19 protein-coding genes are annotated in these 24,084 nt (G+C 66.1%); 12 read left to right on the top strand and 7 right to left on the bottom strand.

What is annotated here, in order from left to right:
- Positions 1-116: 116 nt before the first annotated feature.
- Together C2862_RS12980 and C2862_RS12975 are read right to left on the bottom strand one after the other, a co-directional pair.
- Positions 117-1,403, bottom strand: coding sequence for an MFS transporter (locus C2862_RS12980; protein ID WP_136220545.1), 1,287 nt, complete (start codon positions 1,401-1,403; stop codon positions 117-119).
- 117 nt (positions 1,404-1,520) lie between these two features.
- The gene (locus tag C2862_RS12975) at positions 1,521-2,663 is read right to left on the bottom strand and encodes an MrcB family domain-containing protein (RefSeq protein ID WP_136220544.1); all 1,143 of its coding nucleotides are present in this window, start codon (positions 2,661-2,663) and stop codon (positions 1,521-1,523) included.
- A gap of 336 nt (positions 2,664-2,999) precedes the next feature.
- Here C2862_RS12975 and C2862_RS12970 point away from each other — a divergent pair, with 336 nt between their 5' ends.
- Positions 3,000-4,100: an NADH:flavin oxidoreductase gene (locus C2862_RS12970; protein WP_136220543.1), complete on the top strand. Its 1,101-nt coding sequence runs from the start codon at positions 3,000-3,002 to the stop codon at positions 4,098-4,100.
- 23 nt (positions 4,101-4,123) lie between these two features.
- Here C2862_RS12970 and C2862_RS12965 read toward each other — a convergent pair whose 3' ends face one another.
- Positions 4,124-5,260 (bottom strand): acyltransferase, encoded by a 1,137-nt coding sequence (locus tag C2862_RS12965; protein WP_136220542.1) that lies wholly within the window; start codon positions 5,258-5,260, stop codon positions 4,124-4,126.
- Positions 5,261-5,457: 197 nt separating this feature from the next.
- On the opposite strand from C2862_RS12965, the gene C2862_RS12960 reads away from it, so the two are divergent.
- Positions 5,458-7,143 carry a diguanylate cyclase gene (locus C2862_RS12960; RefSeq protein WP_136220541.1) on the top strand — a complete coding sequence of 562 codons (1,686 nt, stop codon included), beginning with the start codon at positions 5,458-5,460 and terminating at the stop codon, positions 7,141-7,143.
- 7 nt (positions 7,144-7,150) lie between these two features.
- Here C2862_RS12960 and C2862_RS12955 read toward each other — a convergent pair whose 3' ends face one another.
- Positions 7,151-7,714 (bottom strand): flavin reductase family protein, encoded by a 564-nt coding sequence (locus tag C2862_RS12955; protein WP_136220540.1) that lies wholly within the window; start codon positions 7,712-7,714, stop codon positions 7,151-7,153.
- A 2-nt stretch (positions 7,715-7,716) separates the two neighbouring features.
- Entirely contained in the window at positions 7,717-9,345 is a 1,629-nt protein-coding gene (locus C2862_RS12950) for an ATP-dependent helicase (RefSeq protein WP_136220539.1), read from the bottom strand.
- 120 nt (positions 9,346-9,465) lie between these two features.
- Here C2862_RS12950 and C2862_RS12945 point away from each other — a divergent pair, with 120 nt between their 5' ends.
- The 10 genes from C2862_RS12945 (at position 9,466) to C2862_RS12900 (ending at position 20,876) form a co-directional block, all read left to right on the top strand.
- The gene (locus tag C2862_RS12945; RefSeq protein WP_136220538.1) at positions 9,466-9,924 is read left to right on the top strand and encodes an Rrf2 family transcriptional regulator; all 459 of its coding nucleotides are present in this window, start codon (positions 9,466-9,468) and stop codon (positions 9,922-9,924) included.
- Positions 9,905-10,810, top strand: a complete 906-nt coding sequence (locus C2862_RS12940) for an NAD(P)/FAD-dependent oxidoreductase (RefSeq protein ID WP_136220537.1) — start codon at positions 9,905-9,907, stop codon at positions 10,808-10,810. Before C2862_RS12945 ends, C2862_RS12940 begins: the two co-directional genes overlap by 20 nt.
- An 82-nt stretch (positions 10,811-10,892) precedes the next feature.
- Positions 10,893-12,965 carry an ATP-binding protein gene (locus C2862_RS12935; RefSeq protein ID WP_136220536.1) on the top strand — a complete coding sequence of 691 codons (2,073 nt, stop codon included), beginning with the start codon at positions 10,893-10,895 and terminating at the stop codon, positions 12,963-12,965.
- 80 nt (positions 12,966-13,045) lie between these two features.
- Positions 13,046-14,914: an AI-2E family transporter gene (locus C2862_RS12930; protein ID WP_136220535.1), complete on the top strand. Its 1,869-nt coding sequence runs from the start codon at positions 13,046-13,048 to the stop codon at positions 14,912-14,914.
- 42 nt (positions 14,915-14,956) lie between these two features.
- On the top strand, positions 14,957-15,610 hold the full coding sequence (locus C2862_RS12925) for an HAD hydrolase-like protein (RefSeq protein WP_136220534.1): 654 nt from the start codon (positions 14,957-14,959) through the stop codon (positions 15,608-15,610).
- 129 nt (positions 15,611-15,739) lie between these two features.
- The gene (locus C2862_RS12920; protein WP_136220533.1) at positions 15,740-16,216 is read left to right on the top strand and encodes a MarR family winged helix-turn-helix transcriptional regulator; all 477 of its coding nucleotides are present in this window, start codon (positions 15,740-15,742) and stop codon (positions 16,214-16,216) included.
- Positions 16,213-18,243 (top strand): FUSC family protein, encoded by a 2,031-nt coding sequence (locus C2862_RS12915; protein WP_136220532.1) that lies wholly within the window; start codon positions 16,213-16,215, stop codon positions 18,241-18,243. The genes C2862_RS12920 and C2862_RS12915 overlap by 4 nt, the downstream gene beginning before the upstream one ends.
- The gene (locus C2862_RS12910) at positions 18,240-18,446 is read left to right on the top strand and encodes a DUF1656 domain-containing protein (protein WP_136220531.1); all 207 of its coding nucleotides are present in this window, start codon (positions 18,240-18,242) and stop codon (positions 18,444-18,446) included. Before C2862_RS12915 ends, C2862_RS12910 begins: the two co-directional genes overlap by 4 nt.
- Before the next feature lie 7 nt (positions 18,447-18,453).
- Positions 18,454-19,365, top strand: coding sequence for an HlyD family secretion protein (locus C2862_RS12905; protein WP_136220530.1), 912 nt, complete (start codon positions 18,454-18,456; stop codon positions 19,363-19,365).
- Complete coding sequence (locus C2862_RS12900) at positions 19,362-20,876, top strand: efflux transporter outer membrane subunit (RefSeq protein ID WP_136220529.1); 1,515 nt, start codon at positions 19,362-19,364, stop codon at positions 20,874-20,876. Before C2862_RS12905 ends, C2862_RS12900 begins: the two co-directional genes overlap by 4 nt.
- A 6-nt stretch (positions 20,877-20,882) precedes the next feature.
- On the opposite strand, the gene C2862_RS12895 is transcribed toward C2862_RS12900, so the two are convergent.
- Positions 20,883-23,090, bottom strand: coding sequence for a xanthine dehydrogenase family protein molybdopterin-binding subunit (locus tag C2862_RS12895; protein ID WP_136220528.1), 2,208 nt, complete (start codon positions 23,088-23,090; stop codon positions 20,883-20,885).
- The gene (locus C2862_RS12890; protein WP_136220527.1) at positions 23,087-24,082 is read right to left on the bottom strand and encodes a xanthine dehydrogenase family protein subunit M; all 996 of its coding nucleotides are present in this window, start codon (positions 24,080-24,082) and stop codon (positions 23,087-23,089) included. The genes C2862_RS12895 and C2862_RS12890 overlap by 4 nt, the downstream gene beginning before the upstream one ends.
- Positions 24,083-24,084: the final 2 nt, after the last annotated feature.

Genomic DNA, 24,084 nt, shown 5'->3' with positions numbered 1-24,084 from the left:
AACGCTGCAATAAAAAAGCCAACCGTCGAGGTTGGCTTTTTTTTTATGGTTGCTGAGCCAACTGTAGGGTGGACGGGTCCCCCGTCCACGCGTTCAACCGGCGTAAGATGCGCCGCTCAATTCTTCTCCGGAATCGGATGCACCACTAGGAAGTGGTACGACATCGCACTCAAGAAGGCGATGCCAGCGCCCGTCAACAGCGCCGGCACAAAAGACCAGGCCTGCGCAATATAGCCCGTGAGAATAGGCGCCAACGCCCCGCCGAGAAAACCGCCGAAGTTCTGGATCGCCCCCAGCGAGCCGATGCGGCTGCGCGGCGCCACCGCCGTCACCAGCGACCACGAGCAGGCCGACGAGGCATTCGCGAGGAAGATCACGATCGAGATGCAGGCGACAGCTACCGTATTGCTCTCGACCAGCGCCGCCGGAATCGTGAACGCCACCATGCCCAGCATCGACGCCACCACCGCCATGCGCCGACCGGCCACCGGCGAGGTCGCATGGCGCGTCACCCGGTCGGATGCCCAGCCGGCCACCAGGGCACCGGCAAAGCCGCACAGGAAGGGAATCGAGGCCGCGAAGCCTGCCTGCGCCAGGTCCATATGGCGCTGCGTGCGCAGATAGCCGGGCAGCCAGGTCAGATACACCCAGTTCAGGTAGACCGAGCCGAAAAAGCCGAGCAGCATGCCCCAGGTGGCGCGGTAGCGGAACAGCGCGCGCCAGGAGGCGAAACTCGTTTTAGGCACGGCTGTGGTGACCTGCCCTTCGTCGAGGTAGGCCCGCTCGGCTTCCGACATTTGCGCGCGCACCGGATCGCGGTACAACGTGACCCAGATGACTGCCGCGACTAGGCCGAGCGCGCCCGTCATGAAGAAGGCCCAGTGCCAGCTGGTCGCCAGGATCAGCGGCGTCAGGATCAGCGGTGCAAGGGCGACGCCAAGGGGAGAGGCTGAGTTGTACACGCCTGTCGGCGTACCACGGGCGCGTAGCGGGAACCAGTTGCTGACGACCCGTGCCGCCGCCGGAAACTGCGGCGCCTCGCCAATGCCGAGCACGATGCGCGCCAGGACGAACCAGCCGAAGGTCGAGACCAGCCCGCCCGCAGCCTGGGCCAGCGACCAGACCACCAGACCGGCACCGAGCAGCCAGCGCGGGCCGATCTTGTCGACCAGGGCGCCGACCGGGAGTTGGCACAGCGCGTAGCTCCAGGAGAAGGCGGATAGCAATAGACCCATCTGGCCGAGCGAGAGACCAAGATCGGCGCGAATGTATTCGTTGGCGACGGCCAGGGTGGCGCGGTCGAGGTAGTTGATGACGCCGGTGAGGACTAGCAGGATCAGGGCCAGGGTTTGGCGGCGGCGGATGCGTGGTGGTGCAGCTTGGTAGATAGGGGTAGCGTTCATCTGGCGATGCTACCAAATGAACGTTAATAGGATGAAAGTTTTTTCGGCCGGATGGGCGGTTGGCCAGCATCGAACTTACTACAGTCATGTCGTTATGTAGGGGATCGCTTTGCCTTACTAATCTTCCAACACGACCTTACCAGAATAGAACTGCAGAAAATCGCTATCTCTTACTTCAATCGCCTTGTCTCTCAACCTGGCTTTTCGTTCCCTTAGCAAACCTAACAAATGCGATTTTTTCTCCTCTGCGAGGCCAAAATGCATCATCCGGTGACAGGTAGCGCACAGGGACACCACGTTCGCTACCACATCTAACGAGGCTTCAAACAGGTTCTGCTGACTGATGGGAATTAGATGGTGTGCCTCGACGTAACGCTGCTTCTTGGCTTTGGAGCTAAACGTCCAGTGGTTTGGATCGATTTCACACTTAAATTCCGCTGCCCGAATAGCATTTGCAGCGACAATAGGAGATCGGATGAAAGCCTTTGTGCCTAGAATGGTCTTGGGAGACTCTGCACCTGGTACGTCGAGTTCAACATTTGGCGCCTGCGCTGCTGCCTTTTCCAACACAACCTGCTGAAATTCACCTTCGCTTACGTCGAACAGCGAATGTAGATTTGGTCCAAACTCTCTGTATAACAATTCGTAGTGGTCCAATAATTCGTTGAAGTGGCTGAAAAATACCGCTTCAGAAGGCAACTCATTGTTTGTATATAGAAAGCTTACGATAGCAGCCGCTTCGTACGCACGAGCTAAGTCGCCAGTCGACGCCAGATCGATTTTGCCAAGGTGCGCTTCGGGACTACAGTTCAGCCTTTTTAACGCCTCCGCAGCTGCTTCTAACATTTTGCGACGAGCAAACTGCTTGGTGTACATCTTCTCAATTGCCGTAATACCCTGATTCAGGCTCAGATAGCATCGGCTCATATCCTCAGAGAACAGAAGTACGATGTAGTACCCATTCTCAGCATTCTCTGTTACCCCTTGTCGAAAAACACCTACCCATGGGACGCGTGCTATGTTGCCGAGACCAATCGACCCCTTGATTTTGTAAAGATGAGCGCGGCCGCGGGCCGAGAGATGTGCTTGGATTTGTCTAGGAATTTCCGACAATAACGCCGTGTGATCCGGAGTATCAAGAATCTTAGCTCTACCGCTAAGGCGGATGCGTGTTTTGTAGTAGTGCTCGAAGACGTCACGGATTTCTGCCTGCATTGCCTGCTTGCCCAAAAGATATTGAACAAGATTAGCACTACCCACGCTGTTTTGCGACAGCTTATTACGTCCACTTGGTCACCGAACCACAGCACTCTTAGACGCCAATACTGCCAACACTGAGCGCTACCGCAATCCGTCTCCGGAATTGAAGTAATAACTCAGCCGCGACAAGACCGCCCTGCCTCGAAGAAACGTGCGGTGCGCTGACCCTGCGAGGTTTTACACTGCCTCACAGACAATTGCATGCGGCATTGGCTCCTGGTTCATTTCGCCAACGCACATCCCACACGCCCTCATGCCGGCGCCCTGCTACACGCAAGCGCTGCACACGGCATTGCATGCATCGATCACGCCATCCCACCCTCATGGAGAAACACGATGACATCACAGCATCTATGGTCCGCCCCCATCCAGCTAGGCAAGCTCTCGCTCAAGAACCGCATCGCCGTCGCCCCAATGACGCGCATCAGCGCCACCGAAGAAGGCCACGTGACCAACGACATGATCCGCTATTACCAGGGCTTCGCCGAGGGCGGCTTCGGGCTGATCATCACCGAGGGCATCTATCCCGACCTGAAACATAGCCAGGGCTACCTGCACCAGCCCGGCATCGGCGACGACGCCCAGGCGCAGGCGTGGAAACCGGTAGTCGAGGCGGTCCACGGCGCCGGCGCGAAGATCGTCATGCAACTGATGCATGCCGGCGCACTAAGCCAGGGCAATTACCGAACCAAGGAGAACGTCGGCCCGTCCGCCGTCCAGCCGAAGGGCGAGCAGCTGGGCTTTTACCGCGGCGAGGGCCCGTACGCGATGCCGCGCGAGATCACGGACCAGGAGATCGCCGGCGTGATCGACGCCTTTGCCGCCGCCGCGCTGCGTGCCAAACAGGCCGGTTTCGATGGGGTCGAGGTGCATGGCGCCAACGGCTACCTGCTCGACCAGTTCCTGACCGACTACACCAACCAGAGAACCGGCCGCTACGGCGGCGCGACCGAGAACCGGGTGCGCCTGCTGGTGGAGGTGCTCCGGGCCGTGCGCGCGGCGGTGGGCCCGGACTTCCTGGTCGGCATCCGCATCTCGCAGGGCAAGGTCAACGATTACACCCACAAATGGGCGAACGGGCAGCAGGACGCCGAGATCATCTTTACCAGCGTGGCCGCCGCCGGCGCCGACTACATCCACACCACGGAACACGATGCCCAGGCGCCCGCCTTCAGTGCGGCGAACAGCGACGGCGACACCCTGGCCGGCTACGCCAAGCGCTTCGGCAAGCTGCCGGTCATTGCCAACGGCAAGCTGGGCACGCCCGACGCGGCCAATGCCATCCTGGCCGACGGCAAGACGGACATCGTCGCGCTCGGCAAGTCGGCGCTGGCCAACCGCGACTGGCCGCAACGGGCTGCGAACGGCCACGATTTCCAAGAGCTCGACGCCGGCATCCTGCAGCCGCTGGCCCATATCAAGAGCAGCGAAATCTAAGATGCCCTAACGGGTGCGCCGCCTCAGCCTTTCAAGCCCAGCGGCTGCGGCGCGGCGCGCACCGTGAACAGCGAGACGGCACGCCCGATCGGCAGCTCGACCCAGCGGCAGAACGCGGCCCCGGCCAGCAGGCTGCATCCCCATGCGAGCACGGTGCCGGCGGCCTGCAGAACCACGTCGGCCGGCACGAAGCGCGCGAATGCGGCGTTGACGACCAGGCAGACCGGGAAGTGAACGAGGAAGACCGCATACGAGATTTTCCCCATCCTGCCGACCAGGCCCCACGCTGCGTTCGCGTTCGACGGCGCGCGCGCGCGGCCGAACAGGACCAGCACGCAGGCCAGCGCCAGGGCGACGGCAATGCGGCTGCGGAAGTCCAGCGTCAAGGCCAGCAGCGTCGGCACTGCAGCCATGAGCAGCAAGACGGCAACGCTGCGTGGACGGCGCAGGGGATCGCTTGCCCACCAGGCCAGGGCACCCAGGCCGTAACTGCCGAGGAAATACGGCGCCCACACGTCCCAGTCGGCATCCAGATTGAAGTACAGCAGCGAGCTGCCTACCGCCACCGTCATCACGGCAGGCACTAGCCAGGGCAGCCTGCGCTTGCCCGCCAGGCGACCGCAGCCCCACAGCAGCAGGGCCAGCACGGCGTAGAGCTGGAAATCGATCGCGACATACCAGACCCCGGCCGACAACGCCTCATATCCCAGCACATCGTGCAGCAGCAGCGCATGCGCCGCCAGTTGCCCCACGCTCGGCGGGCTGGATATCGAATCGTGCGTCATCCATGTGCTGGCCAGCGCGGAGGCGCCCACCGCCAGCAGCATCGCCACGATGAACGGCGGCGCCAGCTTCAGGTAGCGGCGCCAGATTTTCCCCAGCGGATCACTGAGCCCGGACTCGCCCCGCGGCGAGAGCGACTTCGCGGCCAGGAAGCCGCCAATGACCAGGAACACTTGCACGGCAATGCGCGCATCCCCGGCCAGCCAGTCGAACAGGCTTGGTGCCAGCGGCTGCGCGTGGTCCGCCATCGGACCGTAGAAGGCGAGATGGTGCAGCACGATCAGCTGCGCCGCGACTGCTTTCAGAAGATTAATCAGGCCAAATTGGGTGTGCTGCGATCCAGCTCCTGCGGGTACGACGCGACTGTTTGCTTTCATTGACTTCCCATGCCAGACAACATTGCTTCCCGACCTTACCGAAGCGAACGCTGCTGATATTGCCGACCGGGCGCCATCATAGCCGAGCTGGCAGAAGTGTTACCACTCCGTACACAGTTTGAAACATTTCAGCGGAGAAATCACTCATCCGGACGTGTGCTACCCTACCGGCGTCCGATGTTTTGCCGCTTCAGCCAATGAAATTCGAATCCAAGATCAAGCTCGCCGCCGCCGCGATCATCCTCGTCATGTCCACCGTGGCGGTGCTGCCGATGATCGTGAACCACCAGGTCACGACCGTCATGTCGGAATTACGCAGCGCCTCGGAGGTCGAGCGCCTGCAAATGTCGCTGTTCGAGATGCTCCTTAATGCCGAGACGGCGCAGCGCGGCTTCGTGGTGACGGGCGACGAGCGCTTCCTCGAGCCCTATCACACGGCGGTGAACGGCATCCCCGCGCTCCAGGCGGCACTGCGCAGGGAGTTGACCAGTCTGGACGAGATCGCGCGCCTCGCCGCCATCGAGCAGGGCACCGCGCACAAGATGAGAACGGTCGCCCTGACGATCGAGCTGCGGCGCGAACAGGGCTTCGACAAGGCCGCAGCCTTTATCGGCACCGGTACCGGCAAGATCCAAATGGACCGGCTGCGCCAGCTGATCGGCCAGGAGCTGACGATCTACGCCCAGCGCCGTACCGAACTGGGCGACCGCCTGCTGGCCACCTCGAATTCCGCGGCCAACGCCAGCCTGGTGGCGACGATCACCAACATCCTGTTCCTGGGCGCCGTACTGCTCGCGGCCACCCGCGTGCTGCGCCAGCGCGATGCCGCCGAGCGCAAGGCGCAGGCCGCCGCCGACCAGGCGCGCCTGACGACCGAGCGCATCTCGCAGCAGAACGACCTGCTGTTCCGCAGTGCCGAGCTGATGCACTCGCTGGAACTGGCCGAGTCGACCGACGAATCGGCGAACGTCATCGCCAGCTACCTGCCGCGCCTGCTGCCGAAGCTGTCAGGCAGCCTCTACTTGTATAACAACTCGCGCGACATCCTCGAGAGAAAAGCGGGCTGGGGCAGCGTCGCGGGCGAACCCGACACCATCGAGGCGCTCGACTGCTGGGCGCTGCGGCGCGGCAGTCCCCATGCCTATGCCGGCGGCGAAGGAGGCCTGGCCTGCCGCCACGTGCACAATCCCGAACTGGACCGCCTGTGCCTGCCGCTGGTGACGCAGGGCGATGTGATCGGTTGTCTCACCGTCACCGGCGAGCGCCTGGTGCATGACGGCGAAGACCGGCGCGCCTGGATCGGGCAGCTGGCCGAGCAGCTCGGACTCGCGCTGAGCAACGTGCGCCTGCGCGTCTCTCTGCGCCAGCAGTCGATCATCGATCCGCTGACCCAGCTCTACAACCGGCGCTACATGGACGAAGTCTTGAAACGCGAACTGGCGCGGGCCGAACGCAACGGCGCGCCGGTCTCGGTGCTGGTGCTCGACCTCGACCACTTCAAGCGCATCAACGACACCTACGGCCACGAAGCGGGCGACGCCATCCTGCGCAAGGTGGCGCTGACCCTGCGCGAGAACATCCGCTCCTGCGACGTCGCCTGCCGCATGGGCGGCGAGGAGATGGTCGTGCTGCTGCCCGACTGCGGCCTTGATGACGCCGCCAAGCGGGCCGACGCGCTGCGCCTGGCGATCGCCGCCGGCGACGTGCTGCACGGGGGCGAGCGCATCGGCGCCACGGCCTCGATCGGCGTCGCCTCGTATCCGGCACACGCGAACAATGCGCAAGCGCTGGTGCATGCGGCCGACCTGGCGCTGTACGAGGCCAAGCATGGAGGGCGCAATTGCGTGATGGTGGCGCAGGACAGTAGCGGCGCCCCGGCCTGAGGCCGTATCAGGGTTCCTTGTCGAGAATGCCCGGCGTGCGCCGCCTGACGACCTTCCCGGCCACCATGAATTCGCCGTCTCCCGTGTAGTGCAGCGTGCGCGGGTGGCGCGGCACGCGCGCGACCCGCGCGGACACGACTTCCCAGATAAAAAAGTTGTACTTGTCGACCAGGCTGTCGTCATGCAGGCGGCAGCCGAAACTGGCTACGCATTCGGCAATCGCCGGCGCCTCGACGCCTTCCTGCTCCTGCGCGCTCAGGCCGAAGCGTTCGAACTTGTCGCCCTCGCTGCCGGTACTCGTCCCGATGCCGACCACTTCATTGATCAGGTCCACGGTCGGCACGTTCAGCACGCAGGCGCGGCTCTGGCGCACCAGTTCGAAGCTGTGGTTTCCACGCGCGATCACGCAGCCGACCAACGAAGGACTGAATTCCATCACCGTGTGCCAGCCCATCGTCATGATGTCGCGCTCGCCCTGCCACGCCGAGCTGACCAGCACCAGCGGGCCCGACTCCAGGTAACGGCGCACCTGCTCGAGCGGCAGGTCGACCTTGTCGTAACGGCGGCGCACGCCTACATCCGGTCGAGCAACTGCAGCGAGGCCCGATCGCTCATCACCAGCACCAGTTTCAGCCTTGCCCGCGTCATCCCCACAAACAGTTTACGCAGCACGAGCTCCGTCATGTCCTCGAAATCAATCTCGGTAAAAATCAGGGCCGGCGCCGACTGGCCCTTGAAGCGGTACACCGATTCGGCCAGCAGCCCTCCTTCCCTGAACACCGGATTGCCGAACAGGTCGTACGACCCGGTGAAGGATTTCAGCGTATGCGCGTCGCTCAGCTTGTCGAGGTTGAGGATCGCCGACTTTTCGCGCCCGCGGAAGGAGCAGATGGCGATGTCGTGGCGGCCGAAACCGGCGGCCAGGCAGCTCGTCACCGCGCGCCGGGTCTGGGCCAGCATCGCCTCGGTATCTCCCTCCGGATAGGTCAGTTCCTCGATGTCCGCGCCCTTGAATGGGCTGCCGGCTTCGACCGGGTCGCGCGCGGCGCCGATCGATTTCAGCATCTGCACGATCTGGCGCGGGCTGCGGTAGTTGGTGTCGGAGTGCAGCTTCACCCAGCCCGGCAGGTCCACCATCTGCTTGCCATACAAATTCTGGTCGGGGTCCTCGAGCCAGATCGCGCGGCCGCCCGGCTTGAGCATGGCGAGCACGATGTCGCGCCAGCTGGTCGAGAAATCCTGCCCTTCGTCGACGATCAGCACGTCGTATTGCCAGGTCTCGGGGAACGCGACGTCGGCCAGCGCCTTTTCGATATCGTCCCAGACTTCGGGGGTGGAGTAATCGGGTGTGACGTCGCGTGCGCGCATGTAGGCGTCGCACAGCATGTGGAAGGTCGAGACGCGCCCGCCGGGCGGCACCAGTTTTTCGATGTGGTCGGCCAGCGGGCGGTTGAAGCAGACGTACAGCGGGCGCAGTCCGGCATCCAGGGCTGCCTGGTATTCGGCCAGCGCCAGTTGGGTCTTGCCGCTGCCGGCGGTGCCGACCACGCGCAAACGATACGGTTCGAATTCGAGGCGGCGCGCCCAGGTGGCCAGGCCGCCGGACAGGCGCGTCACCATCTGCGTGGCCGAGCCGATCATCGAGCTGGGGTCGGGACGCAGGCTCAAGGTGTCGCCGAGGTAGCGCGTGACCTTGTCGAATTCGTCGGTTTTATCCGTGATCGGCAGCGCCTCGCGGATCACCTTGGCCAGCTTGCCCTTGTTGGTGGCGTCGATGATGTGGCGCGGGTCGATGCCGGCCAGGTTCGGGTCGCGCACCGTGTAGTCGGGGCAGTACAGCAGGTAGTCGATCGACAGCTCGCCCTGGTAGCGCCGCGTCAGCCCTTCGATCGTGTGCAGGATGTGGGCGCGTATCTTTCTCGGCTTGCCCTGGAAGTTTTTTACCAGGCCGTCCGGCGTCTCGTTGAGGAAGCCGGCGACCTGCTCGATCAGCAGCATGCGGCCGTTGGGGGCGACGATGATGAAGTCGACGTCGCCGTACACCGAATAGCCCTGCTCGACATTGGTCCAGTGCACGCCGTGGTAGATGCTATAGGGCGTGTCGCTGAGCCGCTGCTCGAGCAGGGACAAGGTTTCGATCTCGCGGGTGGCGGCACCGGTGACGGACATCTCGCGCCAGCCGGCAGGATGGATTTGGGCCATGATCGACGCTTCGCAGATGATGAAGATGACAAGATTGTAAGGCTGTTCACCCTAAGCAAACACACTATTGAAAAAGAAGGCGCCGTGCATGCCGCGCGGTTTTGTACTATCATAAGTTACATGAGACGCGATTCCCGGCTTTCCTCGATCCTGCACCTGCTGCTGCACATGGCCCACAGCGAGCGCCCCCTCACCTCGGAGGAGCTGGCCGGCTTCCTGCACACGAATGCCGTGCTGGTGCGGCGCACGCTGGCCGGCCTGCGCGAACGCGGCTACGTCGGCTCGGGCAAGGGCCATGGCGGCGGCTGGGTGGTCACGGCGGATCTGCGGCAGGTGAGCCTGCGCGACATCTACGACGCCGTCGGCGCGCCCACCGTGTTCGCAATGGGGAATCGGGTCGACGATCCGGCCTGCCTGGTCGAGAAGGTCGTGAACCAGTCGCTGGCCAGCGCCTTCGACGAAGCCGAGGCGCTGCTTGTAAAACGCCTGGGCGAGGTCTCGCTGGCCGAGCTGTCCGAACGCTTCAATGCACAGTACGTACAACACTTGGGAGAACACCATGCACACCAGCGCACCTGAATTCGACGCCATCGTCATCGGCGGCAGCTATGCCGGCCTGTCGGCCGCAACCCAGCTGGCGCGGGCAAGAAAACGTGTACTCGTGATCGACGCAGGGCAGCGGCGCAACCGCTTTGCACAACACTCGCACGGCTTCCTGAGCCGCGACGGCATGGAGGCGGCTGCGATTGCCGCCACCGCGCGCGCGCAGCTGCTGCAGTATCCGACCGTGAGCTGGGCCGAGGGCACGGCAGCACAGGCGCAGGCCTCGGGGGATGGCTTTGCCGTCACGCTGCTCGACGGCGCCAACTATGCCGGCCGCCGCCTGGTACTGGCTACCGGCATGCGCGACGAGCTGCCGGCGATCGAGGGCCTGCGTGAACGCTGGGGTCGCAGCGTGTTCCACTGCCCCTACTGCCACGGCTACGAACTCGATGCCGGAGAAATCGGCGTGCTCGCCGTCGGTCCACTGTCGATGCACCACGCGCTGATGCTGCCGGACTGGGGCCGCGTCACCTTCTTCCTGAACGGCGCCTTCGAGCCGGACGACGCCCAGCTGGAGGCGCTGGCCACCCGCGGTGTCACCCTCGAGCGTGGCGGCATCGCGCGCATCGCCGGCGTGGCCGACGTGGTGCTCAAGGACGGCCGCGTGCTGCCAATGGCGGGCCTGTTCGTGGCGCCCCGGATGCAGCTCGCCAGCCCGATCGCGGCGCAACTGGGCTGCGAGATGGAGGAAGGTCCGATGGGCGCCTTTGTCCGTACCGACGCGATGAAGGCCAGCAGCGTAGCCGGGGTATTCTGCTGCGGCGACATGGCGCGCGCCACCGGCAACGTCGCCCTTGCCGTGGCCGACGGCGCCATGGCGGGCGTGGCGGCGCACCGTTCGCTGATTCCCGGGCTGGCCTGAGGCTTGCATGCTACATAAAATGACATCGCGCTCAGGATTGCTGGGCTAGAATCGAGCTCCTTTCCTAGCGCCGGATATAACAATGAGGTCCACAGCAGCAGGCTTGAAGTTCGACGGATTGAAGCACGTCCTGTCGGAGGCGGTGCGTGGCGCGCCCTATGACGTCATCCTGCAAAGCCTGCTGGAAGAGGCGCGGCGCCTGATCGGCCAACAGGCCTGGGCCGCGCTTTACCTGCTGGCCGCGCCGGCCAACGAGCTGCGCATGGCCGCATCGGCCGGCCTGCCCGCCGCGTTCGCCGATGCGCTGGCGCGGCTGCCGGTCGGTCCGGAGGAAGCCTCCTGCGGCCGTGCGGCGCATAGCGGGCAGGTCGTCGTCGTCGAGGACGTGCTGGCCGAACCGCTGCTGCAGCCCTACCTGCCCCTGGCGGCCCAACACGGCGTGCGTTCGTGCTGGTCCTTCCCGCTGCATTCGCCGGGCGGACGCGTGCTCGGCACCCTGGCCTTCTTTCATGCAGCGCCGAACGCCCCCGACGCGGCGCTGGCCGGCGAGATCGGCTACTTCACCGACCTGCTCGCCCTCCTCACCGAGCGCCACCTGCGCGAGCAGGAAAACGCGGCGCGCCACGCCGCCGCCGAGCGCGAGCTGGCGGCCATGGCCGAGGAATCCGAACGCCGCCGGCGCCTCTACGAAACCGTGCTCTCGAACTCGCCCGACCTGGCCTACGTGTTCGACCTCGAGCACCGTTTTACGTATGCCAACGCGGTGCTGCTGCAAATGTGGGGCAAGACCTTCGAGGAAGCCATCGGCAAGACCTGCTGGGAGCTCGGCTACGAACCCTGGCACGCGGCCATGCACGACCGCGAGATCGAGCAGGTCAAGGCGACCAAGGCGCCGATCCGCGGCGACGTCCCCTTCAACGGTACCTTCGGACGGCGCATCTACGACTACATCTTCGTGCCCATCCTCGGACCCGACGGCGAAGTCGAGGCGATCGCCGGCACCACGCGCGACGTCACCGACCGCAAGCGCTTCGAGGAAGCGCTGCAGGAAGAAAATCACCGCAAGGACGAGTTCCTGGCGATGCTGGCGCACGAGCTGCGTAATCCCCTGGCGCCGATCAGCGCCGCGGCCCAGGTGCTGCGCCTGGCGCCGAACAATCCGGACAAGGTGCGCCAGTACAGCGAAGTGATCTCGCGCCAGGTCAACCACATGACGACGCTGGTGAACGATCTGTTGGACGTCTCGCGCGTCACGCGCGGGATGGTGCAGCTGGAAAAGGCGCCGGTCGACGTGAAAAGCGTCGTCACCAGCGCCGCCGAACAGGTGCACCCGCTGCTCGAATCCGGGCGCCACACACTGGTGCTGCAGCTCGGCTCGGCCCCGGCCGGCGTGCTGGGCGACCGCGCGCGCCTGATCCAGGTGACCGCCAACCTGCTGGCGAACGCCGCCAAGTACACGCCGCCGGGCGGACACATCACGCTCTCGCTGCGCGTCGAGGACGGCCTGGTCCGTATTGCCGTGCAGGACGACGGCAACGGCATCGAGTCGGCGCTGCTGCCGCATATCTTCGACCTGTTCGTGCAAGGCAAGCGCACGCCGGACCGGGCCCAGGGCGGCCTCGGGCTTGGCCTGGCGCTGGTCAAGAACATCGTCACCATGCACGGCGGCCAGGTGGCGGCGCATAGCGACGGTCCCGGCACGGGCAGCTGCTTCACGGTCGTGCTGCCGGTGGCGGCGCAGCTGCCGCATCCGGCAGCGCCGGCAGCGGGCGCAACGCCGCCTGACGCGTCCAGCCGGGCGCTGCGCATCCTGCTGGTCGACGACAACGTCGATGCGGCCGCGACCCTGTCGGCCCTGCTCGCCGAAGCCGGCCACCAGGTCCAGGCCATCAACGACCCGCGCGACGCCCTCGAGGCGGCACTCGGCGATCCGCCCGAGGTCTTCATCCTCGACATCGGCATGCCGCTGATCGACGGCCACGCACTGGCGCGCCAGCTGCGTGCACAGCCGGCGCTGGCCGGCGCGCTGTACGTGGCGCTGACCGGCTACGGCCAGTCGAGCGACCGCGAATCCTCGCGCCAGGCCGGCTTCGACCACCACTTCGTGAAGCCGGTCGAGGCGGCGGGGCTGCTGGCCGCCCTGGCAAACCTGTAAAGGCCGGCGAACTGCCGGGTTGCCATTGGTGCTAGACTGCTCGCGCCCATTAACGATCGTCCTCATACAGCACTGCCCCGATGCGCGAATCAAGCCTGTTCAGCAACCTGACCGCCAGTTCGGTCGTCACCGCCACCTGCATCCTGGGCCTGCTGTATTTCGGCCGCGACGTGCTCGAACCGCTGGCGCTGGCCACGGTACTCAGCCTGGTGCTGGCGCCGCTGATCCGCGCGTTGCGCCGGGTCGGCCTGCCGCGCCTGCCGGCGACGCTGGTGTCGGTGCTGCTGGCCGGCGCCTGCGTGGTCGGCGTCGGCACCGTGCTCGCCTTCCAGCTGGTGGCCGTGACGCGCGACCTGCCGGAATACCGCGCGGCGATCAAATCGAAAATCGAACGCGTGCGCGAGCTGACCGAGCGCCCGTTCGCGCGCCTGGAAGCGGAACTCAGCGCCGTCGCTCCGCAATCGCCCGTCGCGCCGCCGCCGCCCGTCACCGTGCGCCGCGGTACCCTCACGACCAGCGCGAACCAGCCGCTGCCGGTCGAGATCCGCGCCCCGCGTGCCACCACCCGCGATACCCTGGCGCGCCTGTTCTCGCTGGCCTGGGGACCGATCGGAGAAACGGGCCTGGTGCTGGTGCTGCTGGTGTTCATCCTGCTCGAGCACGAATCGCTGCGCGACCGCGTGATCAGGCTGGCCGGCCAGGCCGAGATCAGCCGCACGGTGCGCGCGCTGTCGGACGCGACGCGCGGCGTCTCGCGCTTCTTCCTGTCGCAATTCGTCGTCAACCTGACCTTCGGAGCGCTGGTCGGCGTGCTGCTGTGGGCCTTCGGGGTGCCGCACGCGCTGCTGTGGGGCGCCCTGTCCGGCCTGCTGCGCTTCGTGCCTTACGTCGGCATCATGGTGGCGGGCGTGCTGATCGCCATTTTTGTGGCCGCCATCGACCCGGGCTGGACGATGGCGCTGTCCTGCCTGGCGATGTTCGTGGCTTTGGAGCTGCTGGTGGCGAACGTGGTCGAGCCCAAGGTCTACGGGCAAAGTTCGGGCCTGTCTCCGCTGGCGGTGATCGTCTCGGCCCTGTTCTGGGGCGCGATGTGGGGACCGGTCGGCCTGCTGCTGTCGACGCCATTGACCCTGTGCCTGGTGGTGGCCGGACGCCACGTGCGCGCACTGGAGCCGATCACGATCCTGCTGGGCGACGTGCCGAACGTGAACGTGGCCCAGCGCTTCTACCAGCGCATCCTCGCAGGCGAGACACACAGTATCATTTCCGACGCACGCAGCTACCTCGAGCGCCACAGCTTCGCCCGCTATTGCGACCAGATCCTGCTGCCGGGGATCTCGATGGCGGCGGCGGAACAGCGCACCGGCCACCTCGAGAGCGCGCAGGCCGCCCACCTGCGCACGACGATCGCCGAGGTCGCCGCAACCCTGACGCCGGTATCGAGCGAGCCGATGCGCAAGCGCCGCAAGGGTCGGGTGTCGCTGCTGGACGCCAACGTCGGCGCCCACCTGCGCCAGATGCGCGAAGCGCGCCTGGGCCGCTGGCAGGGCTCGCTCGACGTGCCTTCGCGCTCCATCGTACTGTGCGCGGGTCTCGGCACCGAGCGCGACGACCTGCTGACGGAACTGTTGGTGCGCTCCCTGCGCGAACTCGACGTCGACGCGCGCAGCGTGGTGGTCGGCGCCGACCAGGACAATCCGGGCCCGGACAAGGCCGACCTGATCTCGACCGTGTTCATCATCTACCCGGTCGAAGCGTCGCTGGAGCAATGGACACGCGTGGCCGACGAACTGCGCGCCGGCCTGCCGAACGCCTTACTGGTGACGATCCGCCTGCCTTTCGGCGAGACGGCGGCGAACCAGGCGGTGGTGCAGGAACACGTCGACATGGTGCTGCGCTCGTTCGAGGAAAGCCTGGCCTTCGTGGTGCCGGAACGCACCGAGGCCTGAGCTTGCGCTACCTTACCTCAGCCTGTGTATCATGGAAGCGCCATGCGCTACCGCCTCGCCATTTTCGACTTCGACGGCACCCTTGCCGACTCGTTTCCGTTCTTCATCAGCGTCTTCAACCGGATCGCTGACGAACACGGCTTTCGCCGCATCGACCACGCGCACGTCGAGCGCCTGCGCTATTTCGGCACGCGCGAGATCATGCGCCACGTCGGCATGCCGGCGTGGAAATTGCCGCTGGCCGCCGCCTCCTTTAAAACCCTGATGCGCGAGAACGCCGAGCAGGTACGCCTGTTTCCGCAAGTCGAACATGCCTTGCGCGAACTGGCGCGCGGCGATATCCAGTTGACCATTGTTTCCTCGAACGCCGAAGACAATGTGCGCCGGGTGCTGGGGCCGGACCTGTCGGCCCTGATCAGCCAGTACGAATGCGGCATGTCGATCTTCGGCAAGACCGCGCGCATCCGCAAGGTCTTGAAACGCGCGGCGACGGCGCCCTCGGCCGCGCTATACATCGGCGACCAGGCCACCGACGCCGATGCCGCCCGCCGCGCCGGCGTCGCCTTCGCCGCCGTGCACTGGGGCTATGCGCCGATCGAAGTGTTGCGCAAGGTCGCGCCGGAACACGAGTTCGACCTGCCCGCCTCACTGGCGGCCATCCCCAGCCTGCAGCCGAAACACCCCGCCCAGCCGTAATCCGCAGCGCCGGCTGACGCCTCCCCTCATTCCGTATGTCCGATACGCACGCCTGCAACGTATAACTTGGAAGAAATTACTTCGCATGCTAAACTTTTAGATTCGAAAAGTATTTATCTGAAATAATTCATGAGCCTATCGGACCAGACCCTGAGCAGTCTCACCGCCGCCCTCACCCTTTCTTCGCGCGTCTACCGCGCCGCCGCCGACAAGGTCGCGGCAGATTACGGGCTGTCGCAGGCGACCGGGCTGCCGGTACTGGTCATCAGCCGCTTCGGCGAGAGCGGCGTGCGCCCCGGCGTGCTGGCCGAAACGCTCAGCCTGGAGCCATCGTCGCTGGTGCGCGTGGTCGATCAGCTGCTCGAGTCCGGCTTGCTGGAGCGCCATGAGGACCCGAACGACCGCCGCGCCAAGATCCTGCGCCTGACCGGCGAAGGCCGCAAGACCGCCGATCTCATGGACCAGGCGCTGCGTCCATTCCGCCGCAAGCTGTTCGGCGCCTTCGCGCCAAGCGACGTCGAAGCCTGCCTGCGCGTGCTGGCGGGGCTCCCCGACGTGGTCGCCAACCTCACCCTGGAGCAGGCCGCGGAGCGCAAGAGCGCATGAAGCTGGCTTCCCGGACGGAGCTGCTGTTCTCCGTCAAATCATTCGCGGCAGCGATGCTTGCGGTGTACATCTCGATGCGCATCGGACTGCCGCGACCCTTCTGGGCGATGATGACCGCCTATATCGTCAGCGCGCCCTTCGCCGGGCCGACCCGTTCCAAGGGGTTTTATCGTGCGGGTGGTACGCTGCTGGGCGCCATCGCCGTCACCTTCCTGGTGCCGCAGCTGGGCAACTCGCCCGAGTTGCTTTCGCTGGCGCTGGCGCTGTGGATCGGCGGCTGCCTGTACTTCTCCCTGCTCGACCGCACGCCACGCTCCTACCTGCTGATGCTGGCCGGGTATACGGCCGGCCTGGTCGCCTTCCCTGCGGTGAACGAGCCGGGCGCGATCTTCGACATCGCCCTCGCGCGCGTCGAGGAAATCGTGCTCGGCATTACCTGCGCGACCGTGATCCACAGCCTGGTGCTGCCGCAGTCCTTCGGCCCGGTGCTGCTGGCGCGCCTGGACCATGCGGTGCAGGACGCCCACCACTGGATCCGCGACGCCCTCAATCCGGCTGGCGACAAGCGCAGTGCAAGCGAGCGCCGCAAGCTGGCCGGCGACATCACCGAACTGCGCGTGATGAGCACCCACCTGCCCTTCGATACCTCGCACGTGCGCTGGACCGGCAAGGCCGTCAACGCCCTGCAGGAGCGCCTGGCGCAGCTCGTTCCGGTCGTCTCGGGCATCGAAGACCGCCTGACGGCGCTGCGCGAGATGGGCGCCACCGCATCGTCGGAACGCTGGAGCGCCCTGCTGCACGACGTCACGGCGCTGGTCAACACGCCGAAGGACGCCGTGCTGGACGCACCCGCGGCCTTGCTGCATGCACGCATCGACGCGCTCGCGCCGCAGGCGAGCCGTGGCCTCGGCTGGAGCGGCCTGATCGAACTGAACCTGGCGGCGCGCCTGCGCCGGCTGCTCGACCTGTGCGTCGAGACCCGTACCCTGCGCCGGCACATCGACTCCGGCGTACACGGCAAGCTGCCGGATGCGGTGCGCCGCCTGCCGGGCGTGCCGCCCAGCACCTTGCACCAGGACCGCGGCATGGCCCTGCTGTCGGCCTTTGCGGCGATCGTCGCCACCCTCGCCTGCTGCGCCTTCTGGATCCTGTCCGGCTGGCCGTCCGGCGCCGCCGCGCCGATGATGGCCGCGGTGCTGTGCTGCTTCTTCTCGACCCAGGACGACCCGGTCCCCTTCATCAAGGGCTTCCTGGTGTATACGGTCTATTCGATCCCGGTGTCGGCGCTGTACATTCTCTGCATCCTGCCGGCCATCCACAGCTTCGAGATGCTGACGCTGGTGTGCGCGCCAACCTTCCTGCTGGTCGGCGTCTGGATCGCGCGGCCGTCGACCTTCGGGCGCGCCATGCCCTGGCTGTTCGGCCTGTGCGGCACGCTGGCCCTGCTCGACACCCACAACGTCGACATCGTGTCCTTCACCAACGGCACGCTGGCGCAGGTGCTCGGCCTGGTGGCCGCCGCCGTCACCACCAGCGTGCTGCGCCGCGTCGGCGCCGGCTGGACGGCGCGCCGCCTGCTGAAGGCCGGCTGGAGCGAGCTGGCGCGCCTCGGCAGCGGCGAACGCGTGACCTCGGCCGAATTCTCGGCGCGCATGGTCGACCGCGTCGGCCTGCTGACGCCGCGCCTGGCCCAGGCCGAAGCGCAGGCAGACCTGCAGGCGGCCGATGCGCTGCGCGACCTGCGCATCGGCCTGAACATGACCCTGCTGCAGGAAGTGCGCAGCCAGCTGGGACGGGGCGAAGCCGCGATCAAGCCCCTGATGACGCAATTGTCGCGCCATTTCGCGCTGCGCCCGCGCGTCGACAGGGACTGCGAATCGCGCCTGCTCGGCACCCTCGACAACGCCCTGCGCGCGATTCTTGCAGGCACCCGCGACAGCGCGCAGAACGAAGCGCTGGCTGCACTGACCGGCATGCGGCGCGACCTGTTCCCGCAAGCCGCCCCTTACGAAAAGGAGATCCGATGATCGGCGAAGTCAGCATCTACGGCCTCTACGTTCCTCCGCTCCTGCTGCTCACGCTGGCGGCGCTGGTGGTATCGAGGCTGCTCAACCTGGTCCTGGCACGGACCGGCTTTTACCGCCTGGTGTGGCACCCGGCGCTGTTCGATTTTTCCCTGTTCGTCATCGTGCTCGGCGCGCTGACCTACTTCACACGCAACTGGTCCTGATCCTGAGATGGCTTTGAAAATTTCGTTCCCGGCGCTGGGCCGGATGGGTATTACTCTGGCGTTCGCCGCCGGCGCGGTGTATGCAGGCTGGCAGCTGTGGCGCCATTACGAGGTCGAGCCCTGGACCCGCGACGGCCGCGTGAAGGCCTATGTGGTGCAGGTGGCGCCGGACGTCACGGGCCAGGTGACCAAGGTGTACGTGCACGATAACCAGCACGTCGCCATCGGCGAACCGCTGTTCGAGATCGACCGCGCGCGCTTCGAACTGGCGCTGCGCCAGAGCCAGGCCCAGGTGGTGGCCGCGCAGGCCGCGCTGGCCCAGGCCCAGCGCGAGAACCAGCGCAATACCCAGCTCGACGACCTGGTTTCGCAGGAGACCCGCGAACAGGGCCAGACCCGCACCGACCAGGCCCGTGCCGCCCTCGCCCAGGCCGAAGTCAACCGCGACACCGCGAAGCTGAACCTGGAACGCTCGCACGTGGTGTCCGCGGTGGACGGCATCGTCACCAACCTCGACCTGCGCGAGGGCGCCTACGCAAGCGCGGCGCGTCCGGTGATGGCCCTGGTCGACCGCACCACCTTCTATGTCGAAGGCTATTTTGAAGAAACCAAGCTGCCCGGCATCCAGATCGGAGATAAAGCCGAAGTGATCCTGATGGGTACGCGCCAGCCGATCGCCGGCCGCGTCGAAAGCTTCGCCGAAGGCATCGCCGACCGCGACCGCAGTACCGGCGCCAACATGCTGCCGAACGTGAACCCGACCTTCAACTGGGTGCGCCTGGCTCAGCGCATTCCGGTGCGCATCGCGCTCGATCCGGTGCCGGCCAGTGTGCGCCTGGTCGCCGGCCAGACCGCGACCGTGAAGGTGCTGCCGAAGGCTGTCGCCACGACTGCGCCGACTACGAACAAACGATCATGACCCGAACCAGATCCATTGCATATAAAACCTTCACGCTGACAGCGCTGGCGGCGGCAATCTCCGCCTGCACCACGGTCGGCCCCGACTACCACGTGCCGAAGGAGGCCGTGGTCAAGCGCGACGCCGCGAACGCCACATTCATGGGCGCCACCGAGCAGCCCTACACATCCGAACCGCTACCGGCCGACTGGTGGCGCCTGTACCAGGACCCGGTGCTGGACAAGCTGGTTACCAAGGCCTTTGCCGCCAACGCCGACCTGCGCGTGGCCGCCGCCAACCTGGAACGCGCGCACGGCGTGCTGGAAGAAGTCGAGGAAAAGAAGCGTCCTGAAGTCGAGATGAGCGCGTCTCCGGTGTACGGCCGCATCGCCGGCGCCTCGATCGGTCTCCCGGAACAGCTGCCGCGCACCGGCATCTATGACGGCGACATCAAGATCGGCTACCTGCTCGACATCTGGGGCCGTGTCCGCCGCGCCGTCGAGGCCGCGGAAGCCGACGTCGAAGCCGCGCAGGCGGCCAGCGACCTGACCCACGTGATCGTCGCGGCCGACACCGCGCGCGCCTACGCCGAGGCCTGCTCGGCGGGCTACCAGCTGAAGGTCGCGCAAGACTCGGTGGACCTGCAGCACAAGTTCGTCACGCTGACCTTTGAACGCGTCCAGCGCGGGCGCGGCATCGCCATCGACAACAGCCGTGCGCAGGCCCAGCTGGACCAGCTGCGCGCCAACCTGCCGCCGCTGGAGGCGCACCGCCGCACCGCGCTGTATCGCCTGGCGGTGCTGACCGGCGAAGTGCCGAGCGCCTTCCCGGCCGAGGTGGCGCAGTGCGCCACGCCGCCGCGCGTGAGCGCGGCGATTCCGGTGGGCGACGGCGCCGCCCTGCTGCGCCGCCGCCCCGACGTGCGCCAGGCCGAGCGCGTACTCGCCGGCGCCACGGCGCGCATCGGTGTCGCCACCGCCGAGCTGTACCCGAACATCACGCTCGGCGCATCCTTCGGCGGCGTCGGCTTCATGAACGGGTTCGGCGAAGCGAACACCTGGAAGTTCGCGCTCGGCCCGCTGATCTCGTGGAACCTGCCAGCGACCAGCTCGGCGCGCTCGCACATCGCCCAGGCCAAGGCCAACACGTCCGGCGCGCTGGCGAAGTTCGACTCGGTGGTGTTGAACGCCCTGCGCGAAACGGAATCGGCCTTGACCGTGTATGCGCGCGAGCTCGACCGCAACGCCATGCTGCGCGCGGCGCGCGACCAGAGCGCGCTGGCGTCGAAGCAGACGGCCAGGCTGTACCAGTTCGGCCGCACCGACTTCCTGGCCGCGCTGGATGCGGACCGCACGCTGGCCAGCGCCGAGAGCATGCTGGCGGCGTCGGATGCGCAGCTGGCAGCGGACCAGGTACAGCTGTTCCTGGCTTTGGGCGGCGGCTGGGAGAACACCCACGCCAAGCATGGCGAAGGCAAAGAGAAGGGTGAGCACGGGGCGGTTGCGCACCACACAGCTGCTACTCACCACTAACGCGGTTTATAAGACCTTATCGAGCGTCACCGGCAAATCCCGCACCCGCTTGCCGGTCGCGTGATACACCGCATTCGCAATCGCGGCCCCCACGCCGGTGATGCCGATCTCGCCGATCCCCTTCGCCCCCAGGGGGTTCACGTGCGGGTCAATCTCGTCGACGATCTGCACATCGATGGCCTGGATGTCGGCATTGGTCGGCACGTGGTACTCGGCCAGGTTGCCGTTCACCGCGCGGCCATTTCTCCCGTCGATCAGGGTTTCCTCGAACAGCGCCAGGCCGATGCCCCAGACGATCCCGCCCATCAGCTGGCTGTAGCCGGTCTTCTCGTTCATCAGCTTGCCGACACCGTAGACGCCGACCACGCGCGGCACGCGGATCTCGCCGAGGTCTTCGTCCACCGTCACCTCGACGAACACTGCACCAAAAGAGTGCATCGAGTACTTCTTCTTTTCGTCGCCGGGTTCGGCCTTCGCCGTCACCTCGACCGGGGCGCCGTGGCGCGTGACGATGGCCGCCATCGCTTCACGCCGCGCCGGTTCCGCCAACAGGTACAGTTCGCCGTTCTCGACGCCGACCTGGTCGGGCGTGGCGCCGAACAGCGGCGACGCTTCCGCGCTTGCGGCGATGCCCACCAGCTTCAGGCGCAGCGCATGGCCGGCCGCCTGCACCGCCGGGCCGACGCTGGCCACCGTGGTCGAACCGCCCGACACCGGCGACTCGGGCATCTGCGAATTCCCCAGCTCGAAGCGCACCTGCTCCACCTTCAGGCCGATGGCGTCCGCCGCAATCTGGGTCATCACGGTATAGGTGCCGGTGCCCAGGTCCTGGGTGGCGGAGCGGAACAGGGCCGTGCCGTCCGGGTTCAGGGTGGCCGAGCACTCGCCCGGCGAACGGTTGGTCGGATAGGTGGCGGTGGCCATGCCCCAGCCGACCAGCTTGTTCCCCTGTTTCATGGAACGCGGCTGCGGCTGGCGGTCCTTCCAGCCGAAGCGCTCGGCCCCGATCTCGTAGCACTGGCGCAGCGATTTACTGGACCACGGCAGGTCCTTGCCGGGGTCCTTCTCCGTATAGTTCTTCAGCCGCAGGTCGAGCGGATCCATGTTCAGCTGATAGGCCAGTTCGTCCATCGCCGATTCGAGCGCGAACGAGCCGGTCGCTTCACCCGGTGCGCGCATGAAGGTCGGCGTGCCCAGGTTCATGCTGGCCAGCCGGTGCGTGGTTTGCTGGTGCGGGCTCTCGTACATCATGCGCGTGACGATGCCGCAGGGCTCGATCCAGTCCTCGATCATCGAGGTATAGGCGATGGTGTCGTGGCTCGAGGCCAGCAAGCGGCCGTCGTCAAGCGCGCCCAGCCGGAAGCGCTGCTCGGTGTTGGGGCGCTGGCCGACCGGGCCGAACATATTGTTCCGGTCCAGCGACAGCTTGACCGGCCGCCCCAGCATCTTCGCCGCCATCGCCGTCAAGGGGGCATGCGACCACACCGAACCCTTCGAACCGAAGCCGCCGCCGGTGTAGGGGCAAATTGCCGTCACGTTCTCGGGCGGGATGCCGAAGATGGCGGCCATGATGCGCTGCACGCCCTTCATGTACTGGGTCGATTCGTGGATGGTCAGTTTGTCGCCGTTCCACTCTGCGATCGTCGCATGGGTTTCGAGCGGATTGTGATGCTCGATCGGCGTGGTGTAGCTTGCATCGAGCCGCACGCTGGCCGCGAGCAGGCCATCCGCCAGGTCGCCGCGTTTGGTGTCGGCGTCCTCGGTCAGCACCTTCTCGGGCGCATGCAGCGACTCCTTCGCCTGTTCGAAGTCGAGCACGGCATCCTTGCGCTCGTACTCGATGCGCAGCCGGGCCGCAGCCTCGCGCGCATGTTCAAAGGTGTCGGCTACCACCACCGCAATCGGCTGGTTGTTGTAGTAGACCTCGTCCTCCTGCAGCAGCGTGAGCCGGCGGCCGATCGGCGGCTGCAGCTTGCCATCCTTCGTCTCCTTCGGCAGGCGCATGGCGTTCTGCGGGGTCATCACCAGCAGCAGGCCGGGTACGTCGCGCGCCGCGCTGTCGTCGATCCGGAGCACGCGGCCGCTGGGAATCGTGCTGGTGACCAGTACAGCGTGGGTCAAGCCCTCGACGTAGTGCTCGGCGGTGTAATGCGCGGCGCCGCTGACCTTGGCCCAGCCGTCGGTTCGATTGATAGGTGCGCCGATGCCGTTCATGCCTGGCCTCCTTTTCCGATCACCGTCTGCAGCGCGCGCACGACGGCGCGCTGCGCCAGTTCGATCTTGAATGCGTTGTGCGCGTACCCGCGCGCGCCGGCGACCGCCGCCGTGCCCGCGCGCGCCAGCAGCTCCTCGGTGGGCGCCTGGCCGCGCAGCACGCTTTCCGCATCCCTCGCGCGCCATGGCTTGTGCGCCACGCCGCCCAATGCAATGCGCAGGTCGCGCACCTTCCCGCCATCGAGGTCGACGGCCACCGCCACCGACACCAGCGCGAACGCATAGCTGGCGCGGTCGCGCACTTTTACGTAGTGCGAGTTCTGCGCGAACGGCGTCAAAGGCAGCTCGACCGCAATGATCAGCTCGCCCGGCCGAATCACGGTATCGATCTCCGGATGGTCTTCCGGCAGGCGGTGAAAATCGATCAATGGCACCTGGCGTTCGCCGTCGGGCCCCTGCAGGTGGACGATGGCATCCAGCGCCGCCAGCGCGACCGCCATGTCGGACGGGTGCGTCGCGATGCAGTGCTCGCTGGCGCCGAGGATGGCGTGGATGCGGTTATGGCCGTCGATGGCGTCGCAGCCCGAGCCCGGGTCGCGCTTGTTGCAGTGGCTGAAGGCCGGGTCGGTGAAGTAATAGCAGCGGGTGCGCTGCAGCAGGTTGCCTCCGACAGTTGCCATATTGCGCAACTGGGTCGTGGCGCCGTTCAGCAGGGCCTCGGACAGCACACGATAGCGCTGGCGCACCAGCGGGTGGGTCGCCAGGGCGGTGTTGCTCGCCATCGCGCCGATGCGCAGGCCGCCGTTCGGCAGTTCGTCGATGTCGCGCAAGGACAGGCGGCTGACGTCGACCAGCCGTACTGGTTTCTCGATGCCGCTTTTATACAGGTCGAGCAGGTTGGTGCCGCCGCCGATGAATTTCGCGCCGGGTTGGCGCGCCAGCTCGATCGCGTGGTTCACGTCGCGGGCACGCTCGTAGGAGATCGATTGCATGG

Source organism: Massilia sp. Mn16-1_5, from assembly GCF_004798585.1.
Lineage (GTDB): Bacteria > Pseudomonadota > Gammaproteobacteria > Burkholderiales > Burkholderiaceae_D > Telluria.
This window is presented reverse-complemented; position numbering and strand designations above follow the sequence as displayed.

Excerpts from the sequence above, each read along its gene's own strand:
- C2862_RS12970 (WP_136220543.1), top strand. The coding sequence starts at position 3,000 with ATGACATCACAGCATCTATGGTCCGCCCCCATCCAGCTAGGCAAGCTC.
- C2862_RS12980 (WP_136220545.1), bottom strand. The coding sequence starts at position 1,403 with ATGAACGCTACCCCTATCTACCAAGCTGCACCACCACGCATCCGCCGC.
- C2862_RS12935 (WP_136220536.1), top strand. The coding sequence starts at position 10,893 with ATGAGGTCCACAGCAGCAGGCTTGAAGTTCGACGGATTGAAGCACGTC.
- C2862_RS12905 (WP_136220530.1), top strand. The coding sequence starts at position 18,454 with ATGGCTTTGAAAATTTCGTTCCCGGCGCTGGGCCGGATGGGTATTACT.
- C2862_RS12890 (WP_136220527.1), bottom strand. The coding sequence starts at position 24,082 with ATGCAATCGATCTCCTACGAGCGTGCCCGCGACGTGAACCACGCGATC.
- C2862_RS12900 (WP_136220529.1), top strand. The coding sequence starts at position 19,362 with ATGACCCGAACCAGATCCATTGCATATAAAACCTTCACGCTGACAGCG.
- C2862_RS12895 (WP_136220528.1), bottom strand. The coding sequence starts at position 23,090 with ATGAACGGCATCGGCGCACCTATCAATCGAACCGACGGCTGGGCCAAG.
- C2862_RS12920 (WP_136220533.1), top strand. The coding sequence starts at position 15,740 with ATGAGCCTATCGGACCAGACCCTGAGCAGTCTCACCGCCGCCCTCACC.
- C2862_RS12965 (WP_136220542.1), bottom strand. The coding sequence starts at position 5,260 with ATGAAAGCAAACAGTCGCGTCGTACCCGCAGGAGCTGGATCGCAGCAC.
- C2862_RS12925 (WP_136220534.1), top strand. The coding sequence starts at position 14,957 with ATGCGCTACCGCCTCGCCATTTTCGACTTCGACGGCACCCTTGCCGAC.
- C2862_RS12910 (WP_136220531.1), top strand. The coding sequence starts at position 18,240 with ATGATCGGCGAAGTCAGCATCTACGGCCTCTACGTTCCTCCGCTCCTG.
- C2862_RS12960 (WP_136220541.1), top strand. The coding sequence starts at position 5,458 with ATGAAATTCGAATCCAAGATCAAGCTCGCCGCCGCCGCGATCATCCTC.
- C2862_RS12940 (WP_136220537.1), top strand. The coding sequence starts at position 9,905 with ATGCACACCAGCGCACCTGAATTCGACGCCATCGTCATCGGCGGCAGC.
- C2862_RS12950 (WP_136220539.1), bottom strand. The coding sequence starts at position 9,345 with ATGGCCCAAATCCATCCTGCCGGCTGGCGCGAGATGTCCGTCACCGGT.
- C2862_RS12915 (WP_136220532.1), top strand. The coding sequence starts at position 16,213 with ATGAAGCTGGCTTCCCGGACGGAGCTGCTGTTCTCCGTCAAATCATTC.
- C2862_RS12930 (WP_136220535.1), top strand. The coding sequence starts at position 13,046 with ATGCGCGAATCAAGCCTGTTCAGCAACCTGACCGCCAGTTCGGTCGTC.
- C2862_RS12945 (WP_136220538.1), top strand. The coding sequence starts at position 9,466 with ATGAGACGCGATTCCCGGCTTTCCTCGATCCTGCACCTGCTGCTGCAC.